This is a genomic window from Acanthopleuribacter pedis, assembly GCF_017377855.1.
In the GTDB taxonomy this organism is placed as follows: domain Bacteria; phylum Acidobacteriota; class Holophagae; order Acanthopleuribacterales; family Acanthopleuribacteraceae; genus Acanthopleuribacter; species Acanthopleuribacter pedis.
In genome coordinates, this window is record NZ_JAFREP010000014.1 from 144,790 (window position 1) to 164,951 (window position 20,162).

A 20,162-nucleotide genomic window follows, 5' to 3' on the forward strand; every position below is an offset into this window, starting at 1 on the left:
TGGCAAACACAGGGTTGATTTTTGCGTATATCAACAACGGATGCCCCTTTCTTCAAGTGAACGGCGCCTTATCAGGCCTTCGGACCACCGGGAGAATTGGGTCCGGCGACAGCTCCCCATTGCCGGCATACCGAATGACCCAGTCCGTGGTGCTCACAAGGGATTCCGCGATGAACCCGAATCTCTTGTGAGCACCATGGCCAGGACAAGTTTTAACGTTTTTTGCCTTTACCTTGGATCCATAAACACGACCATGGCGCTTGAAGCAACCGTGTTCTCAGTTCTTGGGGCCGCCCGACTTTGCGAATGCCCCCCGGTTTTATGGTCGTCGTGCTAGTTTTGAATGCCGAGCAATTTCAGTGACATTGAGGGTTCCCATGACTTTCCGTTCCTTCTCTTGGGCGACCGCGCCTTTTTCTTCCCGCGCCGTTACCTGCCTTGCCGTTTTGGTTTTAGCGGCACTTTCCGGTGCTTGTGCACAAGAAGCAGCATCCACGGCGCCTGCAGGCGGGGCCAAGGCCAAAAAACAGGCGGCCAAGCCGACGCCGGTCGCCGTGGCCGCGGTGACCGTTGGCGACGCCCAGTCGGTTTACACCACCACCACCACGATTCAGCCCGAGTTTAACGCCGAGATTTTGTCGCGTACCACCGGCGCCGTTCGCGAACTACATCACGAGGAAGGTGATGTGGTGGAAGAAGGTCGCTTGCTCCTGACCATTGACGATCAGGACCAACAAATGGCGCTCAAGCAGGCCGAACTCACTTTGGCCCACCTGCAGACCGAATTTAAGCGCCGCGAAAAGATGCAAAACGCCGGGATTTTGGCCTCTCAAGAGTTTGACGACATTCGCAACCAAATCGAAAAAGCCGAGGCCGATGTGGATGCCGCCAAGTTAACCCTCGCTTACACGCGCGTGCGCGCCCCCTTCACCGGACGCATCATGCGGCGTTTGGTGGACCTCGGTGCCAACGTGTCGCCCGGTGTGGCCTTGTACCAAATTATGGACGTCGACCCCATGCTCGTGCGTGTGTGGGTGCCCGCCAATCGGTTGGGCCGTGTCGCGCCCGGTCAGAAAATTCATTTGAAGCGCGATGCCGACGGCGCCGAATTGGCAGCCGTTACCTATCTGGTCAGCCCGATGGTTGACCAAACCACCGGCACTGTCAAAATCACCGCGCGGATTTCCGGCGGCCCCGCTGATTTGCGGCCCGGCGATTTTGTCGAGGCACGCGTGGTGACTGAATTGCGCGAAAACGCCTTGCTCGTGCCCAGCGTGGCCGTGTTTGAAGAGCAGGGCCAAAAAGTGTTGTACACCGTGGTCGACGGCAAAGCCGTGCGGCAGGTGGTGACCGTGGGTTTCATCGAAAGTGGTCGCACCGAAATTTTAGAGGGCATTAGCGAAGATGCCTTGATTGTGGTCAAAGGTCAACGCAACTTGCGCGACGGCATGCCGGTCTCCGTCAAAGAAGGACCGGGTGCCGAGGACAAAGCCGTGGCCGAGAAAAAGTCCTCCGGCTTCACGGGGGCTTCGCTTTGATCCGCGACCTCGTTACGCTTTCCGTCTCGCGTCGTGTCACCGTTGTGGTGGTGATGGCCGCCTTCATTGCTTTCGGGACTGTCGGTTTGTCGCGTTTGGCGATCAACCTGCTGCCCGATATCAGTCATCCTTCTTTTACCGTGCAAACCGATTTTCCCAACGCCGCGCCCGGTGAAGTGGAGAATTTGGTGACCGAACCCGTGGAGGAGGCCATCGGCGTCCTCAAGGGTTTGCAAGACGTGCATTCGGTTTCGCGTGCCGGTATTTCCGAGGTGACCCTGCAGTTTGCCTGGGGTACCGACATGGACGACATCGCGATGGACATTCGCGAAAAGTTGGATCGGCTGATTTTGCCCGACGAAACCGAGAAACCCATTGTTTTGCGCTACGATCCCGCGCTTGATCCCATCATCAAAATTGCATTGGTCGGCGCCGACGACTTGCGCCTCATGCGTTATGTCGCCGAGAAAAAGGTGAAGGAAGAACTGGAGAAAATTCCCGGCGTCGCCTCGGCCCAAGTTAAGGGTGGGGAAGAGGACGAAATTCACGTCAACCTCAACCAGGGCCGTCTGGCCGCGATGAACATTACCCCGGACCAAATTTCCCGGGTTTTGTCCGCCTCGAACATCAACCGCCCCGGTGGTTCCCTGAAAAGTCGCGACAGCCAGTACCTCGTGCGAACCCTTAACGAATACCAGGATGTGGGTGAGATCGCCCAACTGGTGATCACCCCGCCGGGTCAACCGCCGGTCAAGTTGGGCGATGTGGCCGAGGTCGTTTGGGGCGCCAAGGACCGCGAGGAGATCTCGCGGGTGAACGGTCAGGAATGCGTCACCATCGAAATTTACAAGGAAGGCGACGCCAACACCGTTTTGGTTGCCGAGGCTGTTCAAGCAACCATGAAATGGTTGCCACGGGAATTGCCCAAGGGCATGAGCATTGAACCGCTGTTTAACCAAGCCCGTTTTATCAAGCAATCGATTAACGAGGTTCGCGACGCGCTGGTGATTGGCGGCGTGTTGGCGATTGTGATTCTTTTGTTGTTCCTGCGTGACGTTCGCGCCACCGTGATTATCGCCACTTCCATTCCGCTCTCCGTGATGGTGTCTTTTCTGTTGATGTACCAAACCGGCGTTTCCCTGAACATCATGTCCCTGGGTGGTTTGACGCTTGGTATCGGCATGCTGGTCGACGCCTCGATTGTGGTCCTGGAGGCCATTCACCGCCAACGTGAGCTGGGTCTCTCGCGCCGACAGGCCGCGATTGAAGGGACCGCCGAGGTCGGCGGCGCCGTGATCGCCTCGGTTTTAACCACCATCGCCGTGTTTGTGCCCATCATCTTTGTGGAAGGCATTGCCGGCCAGCTTTTCCGCGATCAATCACTGACCGTGACCTACAGCTTGATCGCCTCGTTGATCGTGTCGATCTCGTTGATTCCCATGTTGGCTTCCCTGGGACGCGGCGGCAAACCCAAGGCCAGGCGCGACGAGGAAGAATCGCTTGGGTTGCTTTCGGTTCTGTACGAACGCCTCCTGCGCGGCGCCTTGCGTGTGCGTTGGTTGACCTTGGCCACCGCCGCGGCGGTATTCGGCGCCAGCCTGTACCTGTGGCCGCAAATTCCGCGCGAGCTGATCCCCGAGCTGACCGAGGGCGAGTTCTTTTACGAGGTCACCATGCCCGAGGGCACCTCGCTGGACGCCACCAATGCCGTCATGCTTGAAATGGAACGCATTGCCGGGGCGCAAAGCGATGTGGCCACCGTGTATTCCATGGTTGGAAGCCGCGGTGTGTCCGGTGGTTTGTCGCTTAAAACCAAGGACGAAAACCTCGGCCAGTTGAACCTGGTGATGAAAGACCGCGGCGACGAGGCTTTGGAACGAAGCGTTTCGCAAAACTTGCGCGACCAATTCGGCGTGGTGCCCAATCTGGAAACCAAGCTAGGCCGCCCGTCCTTTTTCAGCCTCAAAACCCCCGTCGAGGTGCTGTTTTTCAGCGAAGACCTCGTGCTGTTGCGCAACTACACCGAGCAGCTGCGGGAACGCCTGCAAAAGATCGAGGGTTTGGTGGATCTGCGTTCCTCTTTAGAATCCGGGAACCCCGAGTTAACCGTCGTTTTTGATCGCGACCAAATGGCCCGTATGGGTTTTGACGTCCAAACCGTGTCGACCACCCTCCACGACCGCATCAACGGCACCGTGGTTTCCCGGTTTCAGGACGGTGACCGCCAGATCGATATCCGCCTGCGCAACCGCGAAATTGACCGCGACAGCATCGGCGACATCGAAAACATCGTGGTCGGCACCGCCAACGGTTTTCCCGTGACCCTTAAAGCCGTCGCCAAAATTGAACCGGCGCGCGGTCCCTCCGAAATCCACCGCATTCAACAGAGCCGCGTCGCCATCATGAGCGGTGCGCTCAAGGGGCGCAGCCTCAACGCCGTGATGGTCGACATTGAGGCCGAAATCGCCGCCTTCCCGCCGCCCGCCGGCATTGAAGCGCCCCAACTCGGCGGTCAGAACAAAGAAATGCAAGCGTCCTTTACCAGCTTGTTTTTCGCCATTGGTTTGGCCGTGTTCCTGGTGTACCTGGTGATGGCCGCGACCTTCGAGAGTTTGGTGCATCCGTTCATCATTCTGTTCACGATTCCACTTGCCTTTACCGGCGTGTTGGTCGGTTTGGTGATCAGTGGTTTGTCCGTCAGCATTATCGCCTTCCTCGGCGCCATCTTTTTGGTGGGCGTGGTGGTGAACAACGCGATTGTGTTGGTTGACGCCGTCAACCGCGGCCGTCGCGAGGGTTTGGACAAACTGGAAGCCGTGGTACGCGCCGGAAAAATTCGCCTGCGCCCCATTTTGATGACCACCTTGACCACCGTGCTCGGTTTGTTGCCGATGGCGATTGGTTTCGGCGAGGGTTCCGAGTTACGCCAACCCCTGGCCGTGGTTGTGACCGCGGGTTTGGTGGTTTCCACCTTGCTCACTTTGGTGGTGATTCCCGCCGCTTACATGATCGTGCCCTCGCGGGTGCGTACCTACGAGGAAGAAGCCGAAATTGAGGCCGTGGTGGCCGAGGCCGCCGCGCTCGAGGCCGCCGAACACCAGGCCGCTCTGGCTTCCGAGGAGCCCGCAACATGACCTTACCCGAACTGTCGATTCGGCGGCCCGTCACCGCCTCCGTGCTGTTGATTTCCATCTTCGTGCTCGGCTTGATTGCGCTGCAAAAACTGCCGTTGGCCTTTATGCCGGAGATGGAAGAGAAGCAGATTTTCGTCATCGTGGATTATCCCAACGCCTCACCGGCCGCCGTTGAGCGGCTGATTGTGCGGCCGATTGAGGAAGCGATCAGTTCGGTCAACGGCGTGCGCCACATGTGGTCGGTGAGCGACAGCAACGGCGGTCGTGTCAGCCTGAACATGGATTTCGATACCGACATGCACCGGGTACGTACCGAAGTGTTGGAGCGGGTCGACCGCGTGCGTTCCGAGTTGCCGGACGACGTGGAGCGCATCCGCATCTCGCCCTCGTGGAACCCGCGCGAAACCGGCGAGACCATTATGGAAGCGCGGTTGTCTTCCGGGCGTGACCTCAGCACCGATTACGACCTGTTGGAACGCAAAATTATTCGCCCCTTGGAACGCATCCCGGGCGTGGCTTCCGTGTTGTTGGACGGCGTCAATCCCCGTGAGGTTAAGATCAACCTGCGGCTCAACGCGTTGAAGGCGCACCGGCTTGACGCCCGCATCGTATTGGACACCCTCAACAAAAACAACCTCGACAAGTCGATTGGTGTCTTGCGCAAGGACGGTTCTCGTTTCACCTTGCGCACGCGCGGTTCCTTCGCCACCACCGAGGAAATCGCCCAATTGCCCATTGCCGGCACCAACCTGCGCATTCGCGACGTCGCCAACGTGACCTATGTCGAACCACCCCTGGAGTACGGCCGTTTGTTGGACGGCGAGTTCGCCGTCGGCATCAGCATCACCAAGGAATCCTCCGCCAACACCGTCGCCGTGTGCGACGCCATTCGCGCGCGGGTTGCCGAGATGGGCAATGACAGTGAGTTGGACGGCATTAACTTCCTGGTGTGGGAAGACCAGGGCCGCGAGATCATGCGCACCTTGGAAGAACTCAAAAATACCGGTTTGGTGGGCGCCATTCTCGCAAGCCTGGTGTTGTTTTTGTTCCTGCGCCGGGTCGGAACCACCTTGGTCGGCGTGTTGTGTATTCCGTTTTCGCTGATTGTGGCCTGTTTCATTATTTGGGCGCAGGGTAAGTCGCTCAATACCATTTCCTTGTTGGGTTTGATCGTCGGTATCGGCATGTTGGTGGACAACGCCGTTGTGATTATGGAGAACATCGACCGGTACCAGCGCAAGGGCTACAACAGCCGCGTTGCCGCCCTGCTGGGCGCGCGTGAGGTGTCCGTGGCCGTTATTGCCGCCACCCTGACCTCCGTGATTGTGTTCTTGCCGCTGATGTTCTCGGCGCCTTCCGAGATGAACACCATCCTGCGCGAGTTGGCGTTTACCGTCGCCTTCACCCTGCTTGCCTCGTTGTTTATCAGCCAAACCTTGATTCCACTCGCCACCGCTAAGTTCTTGAGATCCAAGGCCGAACCGCGAAAACCAGGATTTATTATGGTGCGGCTTGAGCGTTGGTACGCGAAAGCGCTGGGGTGGTCGTTGCGGCATCGCTGGACGGTACCGCTGGTCGGGTTGGCCGTGATCGGCTCCGCCTATTACCCTTATGAAAACGTCGAAATGAACCTGCAACCCAACAAATCGGAAATGTTCGTGGGCATGCGGTACCGCTTCAGCGAGAGTTTGTCGTTGATGCGCAAAAAAGAAATCATTATCGGCGTGGAAAACGAGTTGGCCAAGTACAAGGACAAGTACGAGGTGAAGTCGATTTACAGTTGGTACAGCGAGAATTGGTGCCTGACCCGACTGTACATGAAAGAAGAATTCACCCACGAAGAACACATCGCCATGGTGCGTCGCGAGTTGCCCGCGCTTCTGCCGGAAGTAGCCGGGGTGCGCATCGAGGTGCAGGACAACGCACCCTTTTGGCAGCGCAACCGCGGCAAACGAGTTGCTTTTGAATTACAAGGTCCCGACAGTGAGAAACTTGCTGAAATCGCGCGTGAGGCGCAGACCATTCTCGAAACCATTCCCGGTTTGCAGGATATTTACTCGACCGCCGAGGGTGGCAGCTTGGAGTTGCACACCGAGGTGGACCGCGAGCGGGCGCGGGCCTATGGGGTCGATTTGGCGCGGCCCGCCGAAACCGTTGAACTGACGTTCCGCGGCCGTCGTTTGCCGCGCTTCAAGGGACCGGACGGTGAAGTTGAGATGCGGCTGGTGCTGGAAGACCAAGCGTTCGACAGCATGGACCGGCTCAAGGATTTACCGATGCAGCGCGAGGGCGCCGCCTCGGTACCGCTCGAGAGTTTTGCCGAATTTGCCGTGCACAAGGGCCCGGACCGCATCCGTCGCAACAACAAAATAACCGGCATTTGGGTCGGCGCCAAATACAGTGAGGGCAAAAAAGAAGATTACCGCAAGGCGATTCGGGCCGAGTTTGAGGCCATGGATCTGCCCTACGGCTACCGCTGGGATTTCCAATCCTTCCGCCGCGAGGAGCGCGAGACCCAAACCGAAATGATGATTAATATGGCGCTGGCGCTGTTCCTTATTTTTGGTGTGATGGCCGCTTTGTTTGAGTCGGTTTCCCAGGCGATCTCGTTGACGGTTGCGCTGCCCTTCGCCATTGCCGGTGCCCTCTGGGCCCTGTTGTTTTTCGATACCGGCTTTGACCAGCCGGCCTTGGTGGGCACCTTGCTGTTGCTGGGTGTGGTCGTGAACAATGGGATTGTTATGATCGAGCACATCAATAAATACAGGCGCGAGGGCTACCCGCGCGAAAAGGCGATGATCCGCGGTGGCCGCGAGCGTTTGCGCCCGATCCTGATGACCGCCATGACCACGCTGATGTCGTTGATTCCGATTGCCGTCGAAAAACCGGCGCTTGCCGGGGTTTACTACTACTCCATGGCGTATGTGTTGATGGGTGGTTTGATGGTTTCCACCGTGTTGACCACCCTGTTCCTGCCCGCGACCGTGACCATCATTGAGGACATCATTGCCTGGATCGCTCGGCGTTTCCGTGCGCTGCGCGGTCGTTTGCGGTTCGGTGCAGGCCCCACCTTGTCCACCGATCCCTAGCCCGCAATTCTTACAACGATTCATCGCGAGAAGCCAAAAGCCTTGTGAGTTCGAAGATGACGACCAAGCGCAAGCGGAGCGGGGCCGACCCTTCGGCGTAGCAGCGCCGCGTCGCGTATTGCTCGACCGAGTGCAGCGGAAGGCCGCCTCCTCGTAATCGCATGGGTTACCCCGCGGCAGAATTCCTTGTGAGAAATACGGGCTAATCGCACACCTCAGGCGAACGGGTTTGTGCAAGCGTTTTGATTTAGTGTGATTTACGTCACTCGAGGTTATCTCGCATTGCACGGTGTCACCCACCCGCTTTCGTTGTAAGGTCCGGTTTTGGAATCCCTTTTTTGCCGATTTTTCTGCGTTCTCGAATCGGGTTTGAACGGCTTTTCCACCACCTTTTTGTAACCGATGTATTCTCTTGCTAGAAAACGCCTTAGGTAAATAAATCCGGTGTGTCGGCCGTGCCTATTCTCGGGTTTGGCTTTAGCTTATGAAACGGAAATCCGAAAAAAAGGTCATGCTGGAAATTAAACCGACCGGCCGATTCGATCCTTAATGGGAGACGCGCGTGCTGCATGCGACGGCAGTCCGTGCGTTCACAGGGATCGCAACGGCGGCGGAATCGACACACGGATGGTCACCTATGCCGCGCTTCTCTCCTGCAGGTTGTACCCGCACTTTTAAACTACTTTTGCTCCTGGTTTGGATCAACTTGCCGCTTTGGGCGGCCGAGTTTCGGGTGGTAACCACCGATCCCCAGGGTTTTGGGTTCAACGATGCAACCGCGGCCGTGCCCGTCGGCGGCAATGACGGGGCCACCCTGGGGGAGCAGCGGTTGAACGCCGTTCAGCACGCCGCTGATATTTGGGGTAACCTGCTCGACAGCCAATACACCTTTACCATTGAAGTTTCCTTCGACGGGAGCCTCGCCTGTGATTCCAGCGTCGCCACCTTGGCCACCCCGGAACCCTTGCAGGCCATTTTGCGCAACAATGTGTGGCACACCGAGGCGTTGGCCAACGCCCTTGCCGGGGCCGACACCGATCCCACCACCAGCGGCGACGTGGAGCTGCGTTTTAACCTCAACCTCAACGGCGATGCCGGTTGTTTGGCCGGGGCGCGCTGGTACTTGGGCCTGGATCGCAACGCCGGCTCCGATATCGACATGGTCACCGTCGCCTTGCGTGAGATCGCCCATGGTTTGGGGTTCCACAGTTTTATTAACCGAAGCAATGCCCAGCTGCTTTCCGGGTTTCCCGATGTGTTTAGTTCGCTGGTGCTCGACAAAACCCTGAACCAAACCTTGACCCAAATGAACACCACCGCCCGTCAGGGTGCCATTGTGAACGATGGTAATTTGGTGTTTACCGGGGCCAACACCGCGGCCGCCGCGGCCGGCTATACCGGTGGGGTGGACGAACAAAACCGTCCCGAAATTCACGCGCCCAATCCCGTGGACCTCGAACGTTCCCTCAGCCATTTCACCAACCGCTTGAATCCCGGTGACCTAATGGAGCCTGGCTACAATGGGCCCAACCATAGCCCGGGTTTGGCGCTGCAGGTGCTTTACGATTTGGGTTGGTCGCCACCCTTGGAGGCAGACTTATCCTTAGAAATCAGTTCCAGTCCCGGCTTGTTTGACGTGGGCCAAACCGCCGCCTTTGAACTGACCTTGCGCAATGGCGGACCGGGTGCCTTGGACGATGTCCAGGTTCAGGTGAACGTACCCGAGGGTTTTACCGTGCTTTCGGCTTTCCCGGGAACCGGTTCCTACACCATCCCGACCGGCTTGTGGCGGCTTTCCATGAATAATGGCGCGACCGTTGTGTTGACCCTCAACCTGCGCGCCGATGTGAGTGGTTACAGCGATTTCAATGCCGAGGTGACCACGTCTACCCGAACCGACCCCGATTCGACGCCCGGCAACGGGGTTGAAAGTGAAGATGACTATGTCGCGCGACAATTTACCGCCGTTCAAACCCTCCAAAACGGGCAACTGATTACCAACATCGCCGGCGACGAAAACGAATGGCGTTTGTTCCGTTTGGCCGTGCCGAGCAGCCAAGCCACCCTTCAGATTGAGACCTTCGGTGGTGGCGGCGATGCCGATTTGTACGTGCGCCCGGTGGATATTCCCACCTTGGATAGCTTTACCCAGCGTCCCGCCGTGGACGGCAACGATGAAGCCGTTCAAATGACCCAACCCGCCGGGGGCGATTGGTTCTTTGGGATGTATGGCAACCTCGATTACTTTAACGCCAACATTTTTGCCACCTTCAACGAGTCGGGTCTGCGCGCCGAGGTAACCCGTGTTTCGAGCGTGGGCTGTCCCAATATTTTGGTCGAGGTGACGGTTTCCAACAATGACGGGACCCTCGGCGGTTTGACCGCCGGCCAATTTCAACTCAGTGAAGACGGTGGACCGCGTTTCGCACCCACCACCTTTGTTGAACGGGGTGGCGGTCGCTACGAATTGACCTATACCACCACCGGTCTCGACGCCGGCGATCACTTTCCCGCCGTGAGTGTCACCATTGACGGCGATACCGCCGCGGGGATTGGCGTGTTTAACAACTGCACGCCCCAGGGTGGTGCCGCCAACATTTGGATGGGTCGCGATTCCTTGGTGTTCCCCGATTCACCGGTGATTGTGCCGGTTCGCGTTCAAGCGATTGACCGCGATTACGATGTCAGTTCCTTTGAAATGGATTTGCGTTACGACACGAACTTCATGAGCTACGAGGGCATCGTGCTCGACGGCACCGTGATTGCCGACTGGGATTTGGTGTTTGATAACGAACCCAGCGACGGGCAACTGCGTTTTAACGCCGCCAGCACGCGCGAATTCGTGATGGACACCACCACCGACGACATCTTAATCGGCATGCTGTTCAACATTCCCGAGGGTTTGGGCGGCGGCGTCTGCTCCGAAATCGTGATCGAACGTTTTGTCTTTAACAACGAAAAACCCATCCCCGTTACCACCGATGGGCGTTTGTGTACCCCGAGCGGCGGTGGTGTCGGCGGCCAAGCCGACCTGAGCATGCGCAAGCTTGTCGATAACCCCATGCCCGTGGAAGGCGAAACCGTAAAATTCCAGCTTACCGTGTTTAACAACGGTCCCGATGCCACCTTTGGCGTCGAGGTTGAGGACCAATTACCCGAGGGCGTGAACTTCGTTTCCAGTGAAGGCGACGGCAGCTACAACCCGACCACCGGGATTTGGACCGTGGGCACCATTTTTAGCGAGAGCCGCGCCAACCTGGATATTTTTGCGGCGATTCCCCTCGCCGGAACCTATACCAATACCGCCGAGGTGATTGCCTCAGCGTTTCTGGATCCCGACAGCACGCCTGACAACGGCGATCCGGCAGAGGACGATATCGCCAGTGTCGTGGTGCAAGCCCAGATTCTCGGTTCCAACGATTTGAGCGTGACCCTTACCGCCGACAATACCGGTCCCACCGTGGGTGACGACGTTTTGTTTCAAATGCGCGTTGACAATGCCGGCCCTAATGAGGCGATCAACACCACCATCGTCAACCGCCTCTTCAACCAATCGCCCAGCGGGATGGCCTATGTCACCCATTTCGGGACCGGCGAATTTAACCCCTCTACCGGGGTTTGGGATCCCGGCACCATTCCCCCCGGCGAGTTTCGCCTGTTAAACCTGGTCATGACCCTGGAAACAACCGCTGCCGTGACCCAGGTGATCGAGGTGCTTGCCACCCATCGTCCCGATCCCGATTCCACGCCGGACAACCAAATTGCGACGGAGGACGACCAGGACGAGGTCACCATTCAAACGCCCGCCGCTGATTTGAGCCTGATCAAAACCGCCGACAAAGAACAGGCCGCGCCGGGTGAACTGGTCACCTTTTTGATCCGAGTCTTTAACGAGGGGCCGACCGATGCGTCCAACGTGGCCGCGGTGGATCTGTTGCCGCCCGGCCTTGAGTACGTGACCCATGTTTCCGCCGGCCCCTACCAACCGGAAAGCGGCGTGTGGAGCATCGACTGGCTGCACAGTGGTGGCTCGGCGACCTTGCAGTTGCAGGCGCGCAAAACCACCTTTGAACGCGTCACCAATGTGGCCGAGGTCATCACCCAAAACGAGTTGGATCCCGATTCCACGCCCAACAACCACATCCTCGAAGAAGACGACATGGATTCGGTGACCATCACCACCCCGATTTCCGATTTGAGCCTGAGCGCCGATGTCAACAATGAGGCGCCCCAGGTTGGCGACCGGGTTGACGTGACTCTGACCATTCGCAATGACGGCCCCGATCCCAGTGTCAATGTGGCGATTGACGCGACCTTCAGCGCTTTTGACGTGACCGGGACCCAACGACTGGATGTGCCGCAGCTCTTCCCGGGCGAAACCGCGAATTTTGCCCTGAGTGGGAGGCGCGTGAGTTCGACCACCCTTGCGCCGACCTTTGTCGCCGAGATTTCGGCAAGTTCTTCCTTTGATCCCGATTCCACCCCGGCCAACGGCAACCCCAACGAGGACGACATCGTCGCCTACCGCTTTGGCAGCGCCGACCTTGCCCTGGCCTTCCGTGAGAGTTCCGTACCGACCACCGACGGACAGCGGGTTACCCTCAACTTGGATTTGACCCATGAAGCCGGTGACCCCACCACCGGGGTGCAAGTGCGGGTCATCAGCCCCGGTGATTTGCCCTACACCCGTTTCACCGGTGACGGGACTTTTGACGCTGCTACCGGTTTATGGGATATCGACAGCATCATTGAAGGGCAAACCCGCACCGCGACCTTCCAGTACACCGCTGTGGGCATTGCGCCCAAATCCGTCACTGCGGAAATCGTCGCCAGCCTGTTGCGCGATCCCGATTCCTTGCCGGACAACAACAATCCCGGCGAGGACGACTGGACCACCGCGAGTGTGACCGCCTCGTGTAACGGCAACGCGCCCACTATTACCATTCTCAACGGCGACGGGCCCGGCGAAGGTTTTAACGACACCACGCCGGTTACTCCTGTCGGCGGCAACCCGGGTACGACCTTGGGGCAACAACGCCTCAACGCCTTCCAATACGCCGCCGATATTTGGGCCGCCGGCTTGGATTCCACCGTGGATATCGTGATTGAGGCGCGTTTCGACAATTTGGCCTGCTCTTCCTCAAGCGGCATCCTTGGTTCCGCCGGCCCCAAATCCGTCAGCCGCGATTTCCTCGGTGCACCGAAAAACAATACCTGGTACCCCGTCGCCTTGGCCAACCGCCTGTCGGGTAGCGACTTGAATGGTGGCCAGGCCGAGGTGTCGGCGACCTTTAACGCCGCCATCGACAACAACAACGCCTGTCTCGCCAATGTAAGTTGGTACTACGGCTTCGACCGCAACGGCGGCGCCAACATGGACTTTGTCACCGTGCTGTTGCACGAGTTGGGTCACGGTCTTGGTTTCCTGACCCTTGCCAACCAAAACGGCCAACGTTTCCTCGGCCGTGACGACGTGTACATGGATTTCCTAGAGGATGCGAGCAACGGCCTCGAATGGGATCAAATGACCGACGCGCAGCGGGCCGCCTCCGCGGTGAATACCGGCAACCTTCAGTGGAACGGCGAAACCGTGCGCACCGAGTCCAGCGGTTTAACCGGCGGCCGTGCCGGCAACGGCAATGTCGAAATGTTTGCGCCCAACCCCTACCAACAAGGTTCGTCGGTTAGCCACTTCAGTACCAGCTTGGCTCCCGATGAACTGATGGAACCCTTCTACACCGGTCCCAATCACAATCCCGGTTTGGCTTTTAGTTTGTTGACCGATCTCGGCTGGACCTGTTCCTCCAGTCCCGACCAGTTCTCCGACCTCAACCTCAGCCTGGCCGTGGATCCAACGGCGCCTGAGTTCGGGAATAATTTCAACCTGACCGTTTCGATTCGCAACAACGGGCCCGACGTCTCGGACGCCCAGCGGGTGAACATCAGCTGGCCCGCCGCCGCGCAATTCGTGACCGCCACCGGTGCCACCGGTTTTGACGAAACATCCCGCGTGTGGGAACTCGGCAGCTTGGCCTTGGGTGAAACCAAATCGCTGGTGATCACCTTTAATCCCGTACAAACCGGTAACCTGCGTTTCGCCGCCGAGGTGGTTTCCGCCGCCAATACCGATCCCGATTCCACGCCGGGCAATGGGGATGCCGCTGAGGACGACCAGGCCGTGTTGGATGTGGCCGTCAGCGGTGATCGGGTGGCCGATCTGTCCCTCGAGAAAACCGTTGACCGGGTCCAAGCCGACGTGGGTAGTAGCGTAACCTTTAACTTGACCCTGGTGAACGACGGACCCGACGCCGCCAACAGTGTCTCCGTACGTGATCAGCTTCCCGCCGGTTTGACCCTGATCTCCGCTTCTTCACTGAATTACGACCCCGGCACCGGCGTGTGGGATGTCGGCACCATGAATTCCGGTGCCATCGAGCAGTTGACCCTGGTGACCCGGGTCGACACCCAAGACGCCGTGGAAAATGTGGCTGAGGTGGCGAGTTCCAGCGCGGGCGATCCCGATTCCACGCCGGACAACGGGGTGGTTAGCGAGGACGATTGGTCCTCCGCGACCGTGAACCCCGGTGGTTTGTTGGCGGCCGACCTCTCCTTGACCATGGTCAGCCCCACCGTGAATCCCTCGACCGCCGACGACATCGCGTTGGTGGTGGCGCTGCGCAATGACGGACCGCGCGACGCCGGCGGCATCTCCGTGCGGCTTCTGTTACCGCCGTTCCTCGAGTACGGGTTCGGTGACGGTGGTTATGATCCGGGTTCCGGCTTATGGACCGTTTCCAGTCTGGCCGCGGGTGGCGAGGCCGAACTGAACCTGACCTTGGTGTCAACCTCGGTTGGGACCGGTCAAATTACCGCGGATGTTGAAACCAGCAATATCAACGATCCCGACTCGGTTCCCGGCAACCTGAACCCCAATGAGGATGATTACGCCTTTGTTCGGGTCTCGATCAGCAGCGGCCCCGTGGGTTGTACCGATTGTCTGGGCATCGATATGATCGTGGAAGATCAAACAGGATTTGGCTTTAACGATGAAACACCGGTGGATCCTGTCGGCGGTAATAACGGAACCACCTTGGGTGAGCAACGACGCTTGGCCTTCCGGCATGCCGCGGCCTTGTTCTGCGAAAAATTCCAGAGTCCGATTCCGGTGCGGATCGCCGCCCGTTACTCCACCTTGACCTGTGATCAGGATGAGGCGCGACTGGCCGTGACGCGGGTGCTCAATTGGTCGAAGGATTTCCCCAATGCGCCGCTGGCCAATACCTGGTATCCCTCCGCATTGGCCGATGCGCTGAGTGGTGTGGAGCAAAACCCCGGCGATTTCGATGTTTCTATGGTTTTTAACAATCTTCCCGACGCGGCCTTTACCTCCGCCTTTTTGGAAGAGGGTTGTCAAAATCGTCAAATGAACTATGTGGTCGAGAACCGCGGCAACCGTGTCAAATACGAAGGCGCTTCCACCGGCTTGGGTGAAGACCGCACTTGGATGCGTGACACCTTCGAAATCGATGTAGAAGGTGCCGGGCTTTCCGTGGATGTGTCGCTCAAGGCGGGTCGCGGCGCGCGCACCGTGACCTTGGTCGGTGCCGGCGATTCCGTGATGGTTCCCAGTTTAGGGTTCCGCGTTAAGCTGGTTTCCATCAACGGAAATCGTTATGTGTTCTGGGTAACCTCGGAATGTAACTTCAAAGCCTTGAGCAATGTGGAGTTTAATTTCGGTTCGGGTTCCAATGTGACGGCCCCTAGCCAAAATACCTCGGTTCTTCGGCTCGAATGCGACGGGCGCTGGTCACCTGAGTGCAGTGATGACGAGCCTGGTGACGGCGGCGACGGTGGAACCGGGACGGACGGCGGTGACGGCGGCACGGGAACCGACGGTGGCACGGGTACGGACGGCGGTGACGGCGGCACGGGAACCGATGGCGGCGACGGCGGCACGGGAACCGACGGCGGTGACGGCGGCACGGGAACCGACGGTGGCGACGGCGGCACGGGAACCGACGGTGGCGACGGTGGAACCGGCACCGACGGCGGCGATGGCGGTGATGGTGGCGACGGCGGCGAAGTCGTTGATCCTTCGGCTTGTCTGTCGGGTGCGCGTTTCTACTACGGCCTCGACGGCCAAGCCGGCGGCGACGTGGACTTTGTGACCGTGGTCCTGCGCGAGTTAATTCGCGGCCTTGGTCTCAGCACCCCGGTTGATTTAAATCCCGGCACGACCTCTCCCGGCGTCCAGTTGCAAGATACAACCGACGTCTTCTCTTCCTTCCTGCGGGACGGCAGTACCACCTTGGATTGGCCCGACATGACCGATCAGCAACGCTTCGATTCCGCGCGTGATGTGGACGACCTGTTCTGGACCGGCATGATGGCGACCACCGCCGCGGAAGGCCTGCTGAATGCTACCAACGGCGATGGGTTGCTGCGTATGTTTGCCAGTGATCCGATTCTGGTTGATCGCACCGTGGTCAGCCTGCATCCCGACATCACACCGCGACAGTTGATGTTGCCCTACTACCAAGGCGCCAATCATCGACTGGGCTTGGCCGAGTGGATGTTGCGTGACCTGGGTTGGCCGGCAAGGGGTTGTATTGACCTTAACCTGACCATGAGTGTGGTGAACCCGGATCCCCAGAGTTCGGAGCGGGCGACCTTCACCTACAGCTTGACCAACGAGGGACAGCATGCCGCCTCGGGTGTTCAGGTTCAGGTTTATCCCGATAGCGGTCTTACCCTGTTTGCCATTGTCGGCAATGGTGATTATGACCGCGACAACGCGCTGTGGCGCATCGGTGATGTGGATCCTGGTCAGACCGTGGAACTGGTGCTGACCTTTACCAAGGGGACCGGTGGTAAGTTGATGCGGGCCGAGGTGGCCACCGCCAATGAGCCGGATGTGGATTCGGTTCCCTCCAACCTCAATCCCCGTGAGGACGATTACGCGCAAATCTCGATTGACAGCATTGATCTGAATCTGAGCAAAACCGCGTCGGCCTTAACCGTGGAACAGGATCAGTTGGTGACCTTTACCCTGGAACTCAACAACGAGGGTTTCGACCCCGCCACCAACGTGGTGGTCGGTGAGCAACTCCCGGCCGGTTTGGCCTACGTGGCCCACGAGGGTGAAGGTCGCTTCGACGTGGCAACCGGTTTGTGGTCGATTCCCACCGTTGCCGCCGGCGAGACCACCACCCTTTCCCTGATTACGCGGGCGACCGCCTTGGGGAATTGGACCAATCGGGTAGAGGTGCTTGCCGCCGATCAGCCGGATGTTGATTCGACGCCGGACAATGGCAACGCCGCTGAAGACGATGACGCCCAAGCAACCGTGAGCGTGGTTGAACCGCCGCCACCTGGACCGACCACCCTCACCGTGTTCGGTGTCCAGTTGGTGACCTGTCCCACCATGCGTGTCAAGTTGCGTGTAGAGCGCGACGGGGAGGGCCTGTGCTGCCTCACCCAACAACAGTTCAGCCTGAGCGAGGACGGTCGTCCCGTGGCCTTTACCCTGATTAACGGTGATCGGCCAGGGGAGTACTGGCTCGAGTTTGAGGCTGTGACGCCCGATGGTTTGCAGCATGTGATTGACCTGGCCCTTGCACTGGATGGTGAAGCGCCCGAGGTTCTGCGTGCCGTGGCCGCCTTCACCACCTGCGAAACCGAGGTTTGCACCGAACTGGAGAATCAGCAGGTGGTCAGCCATTTGAGTGGGTTCCCCAACAGTTGGCGCTGTTTCTTCATTACCGTGCCGCCCGGCCAGCGCATCTTCACCGTCGACACCTTCCTGGGTGACGGCGACGTCGATCTCTATGTCAGCTATGGTGATCCGCCCACCTTGGACGATTACGATTACCGTCCCGATGTGGCCGGCAACACCGAAACCGTGGCAGTCGACTATCCGCGCGGTGGGACCTGGTGGATTGGTTTACACGGCTTTGGTGAGTACCTTGAAACCAACCTGCGTGCTGCTTACGCCAACTCGGTTTTGACCGTGAACATCGACAGCATTTTCACCGATGCCTGCCCCGAACTGACCACCGTTGTCACCGTATTGCGCGATGGGGAGCCGGCTTACGCCTTGCCCGAAAGCGCCTTCCGACTGCTGGAGGACGGGGTTAACCGGAACTTCACCTTCCGCGCGGGCGATGCACCCGGCCAATATGTCCTGACCCATACAACCGATATTCTGGACGGCGGAATCCACTACCTTGCCGTGGCTGTTTCCTCGCTCGGCTCCTCGGGGATCGGCACCTCCCAATACCGAAACTGCCGCAATACCGATTGCATCGAGCTGGCGAACAACGTCATCGTGCCGGATGTGTCGGGTCAGCAGCGCAGCTTCCGCTGCTTCCGTATCGACGTTCCCGAGGGTCAAGACCTGTTGACCGCGCGGATTTGGGGCGGTAGTGGTGATGCCGACCTGTACCTGAAGTTTGGCGAGCCCGCCGGTTTGACCACCTTCGACCAGCGCTTGGCCACTTTCGGTAACGACGAAACCATCGACTTGGCGACACCCCAGGCCGGGACCTACTACCTCGGGGTTCACGCCTTCGAGAGTTATACCGGCTTAAACGTGTTGGCGCGTTACTACAGCCTCGAATTAGGACTCGACATTGAAACCGTATCCGTGGCCGAGTGTCCCACCATCGGCGTCACCGTGCGTGCCACCGCCGACGGCGAACCCCTGCTTGGTATGAACGCGAGCAACTTCCTCGTCAGTGAAAACGGATCGAACGGCTTTGCGCCGAGTGAGGTCATTGATCTCGGCGGCGGCGTCTACTTCCTTAAATTCGATACCAGTTTCTTCCTCGGCCAAGACGTGGCCTTCACCCTGACGCTGGTTCATGACAACAAATTTGCCGTGGACGATGCGACCTTCGACAACTGTACCCGCTACGGGGCCGCCCTGGATGTCTGGATCAACGAGGAGCACGGTGGACCGGCCGGCGGCGTGGTGACCATTCCGATTCTGGTAGAAGGCATCGAGGCGATTTACAACATCACCGCCTTCGAGGCCCAGGTCGATTACGATCCCAGTTTGTTGACCTACCTCGGTTTCACCACCACCGACAGCTTGATTGATGGCTGGGAGATTATTGACGATACCGCCTCTACCTCGGGTTCGGTTCGCTTGGCCGCCACCAACGCGCAGCAGCTTAGCTTGGTTGGGACCGGTGAAAAAATCCTGATCAACATGGAATTCGCCGTGGACGAGTTCGCCGTGTTGGGAGCCTGTTCCGAACTTGATTTGGTACAGGGTGCCTTCCGCTTCAATTCGGGAACGCCCTTCGCCGTGCTGACCGACGGACGGTTCTGTGTGACCGCGGGTTGTTTTGCGGCCATTGGTGATGTGGATGCCGACGGCAACGCGCAAGAAGCCTTCGACGCCTTGCAGGTGTTGCGGCACATGACCGAAATCCCAACTGTCTACGATCCCATCCCCATTTGTGTCGCCGACACCAACTGCAACGGTGAAATCGCCACCATTGACGCCGTCAACATCCTGCGTCGCGGTGTCGGGCTCCAGGGCGCTTACTGTAGCGGAACCGAGGCGGGCACACGTTCGGCGCCGTCCCAGTTCAGGGTTGCCCTGGGTGACGGCGGTGACGTGATCGAAATTGAGCCGGGCACCCAGTTCGAAATACCGCTCAGCCTGACCGAGTTGCCGCAAGGTGCGACCTACGGCTACACCTTGGCTTTGGTCTACGATCCGAATGTGATCACCTTCACCGACCAGCCGGCCCGTGAGGGAACCCTGACCGAGCGTTGGGGTGATGCCATCGTCAACAACCAGCCTGGCCGTTACCTGGTCACCCACATCAATCCCCTCAGCGAGATCGATTCAACAGGTGTCTTGCTCCGCCTGCGGGGTCGCGCCCTGCGCGACGACGGCATCACGCAAGTCACCTTCGAGCGCTTCCAGTTGGCAGAAAACACCGAACCGACCTTTAGCTTCGGCCCCTACACCATCGAGGTAAACCAAAACTTCTGCTACAGCGAAGCCGAGTACTGGCGCCTGGTATCCAGTTGGGGCGGCCGGGTGATCACCGTGCTCGATATCCTCAACCACACCGCCTGCACCGAACAGTAACCAGAGCAAAACAAGCGACGGGAGCCACGGGGTGAAACACCACCCCGTGGCTCCTTTTTTTCTGTATTCCGTTATTTAAAATCGGCCTCTGACGTCGGCCCCGCCAGGGCCTTCCCGTTCGTGAACTCCCGGCACCCAGGGTGCGACCATTTTCAATGGTCGTACCCGGGGCTATATTATGGCCCCCCTCCAGGGGGCGTCCAGCGTGGCCGAGCTTCGCCCGGCGTTCATTCAAAGCATGGTCCTAAGATGGGTTGGTGCGGCCCGCTCCGGGGCGCGCCGGGTCAATTCA

At 58.8% G+C, this 20,162-nt stretch carries 4 protein-coding genes; all 4 read left to right on the top strand.

What is annotated here, in order from left to right; all coding sequences use genetic code 11:
• Window positions 1-377: 377 nt before the first annotated feature.
• The 4 genes from J3U88_RS15240 to J3U88_RS15255 all read left to right on the top strand — a co-directional run bounded on the left by J3U88_RS15240 (window position 378) and on the right by J3U88_RS15255 (window position 19,870).
• On the top strand, window positions 378-1,538 hold the full coding sequence (locus J3U88_RS15240) for an efflux RND transporter periplasmic adaptor subunit (protein ID WP_207859729.1): 1,161 nt from the start codon (window positions 378-380) through the stop codon (window positions 1,536-1,538).
• Window positions 1,535-4,672 carry an efflux RND transporter permease subunit gene (locus tag J3U88_RS15245; RefSeq protein ID WP_207859730.1) on the top strand — a complete coding sequence of 1,046 codons (3,138 nt, stop codon included), beginning with the start codon at window positions 1,535-1,537 and terminating at the stop codon, window positions 4,670-4,672. The genes J3U88_RS15240 and J3U88_RS15245 overlap by 4 nt, the downstream gene beginning before the upstream one ends.
• The gene (locus J3U88_RS15250) at window positions 4,669-7,761 is read left to right on the top strand and encodes an efflux RND transporter permease subunit (protein WP_207859731.1); all 3,093 of its coding nucleotides are present in this window, start codon (window positions 4,669-4,671) and stop codon (window positions 7,759-7,761) included. Before J3U88_RS15245 ends, J3U88_RS15250 begins: the two co-directional genes overlap by 4 nt.
• 637 nt (window positions 7,762-8,398) lie before the next feature.
• Window positions 8,399-19,870 carry a pre-peptidase C-terminal domain-containing protein gene (locus tag J3U88_RS15255; RefSeq protein ID WP_207859732.1) on the top strand — a complete coding sequence of 3,824 codons (11,472 nt, stop codon included), beginning with the start codon at window positions 8,399-8,401 and terminating at the stop codon, window positions 19,868-19,870.
• The last annotated feature ends 292 nt before the right edge of the window (window positions 19,871-20,162 follow it).

Coding starts and splice junctions, on each gene's coding strand:
- J3U88_RS15240 (WP_207859729.1), top strand. CDS start 378: ATGACTTTCCGTTCCTTCTCTTGGGCGACCGCGCCTTTTTCTTCCCGC.
- J3U88_RS15250 (WP_207859731.1), top strand. CDS start 4,669: ATGACCTTACCCGAACTGTCGATTCGGCGGCCCGTCACCGCCTCCGTG.
- J3U88_RS15255 (WP_207859732.1), top strand. CDS start 8,399: ATGCCGCGCTTCTCTCCTGCAGGTTGTACCCGCACTTTTAAACTACTT.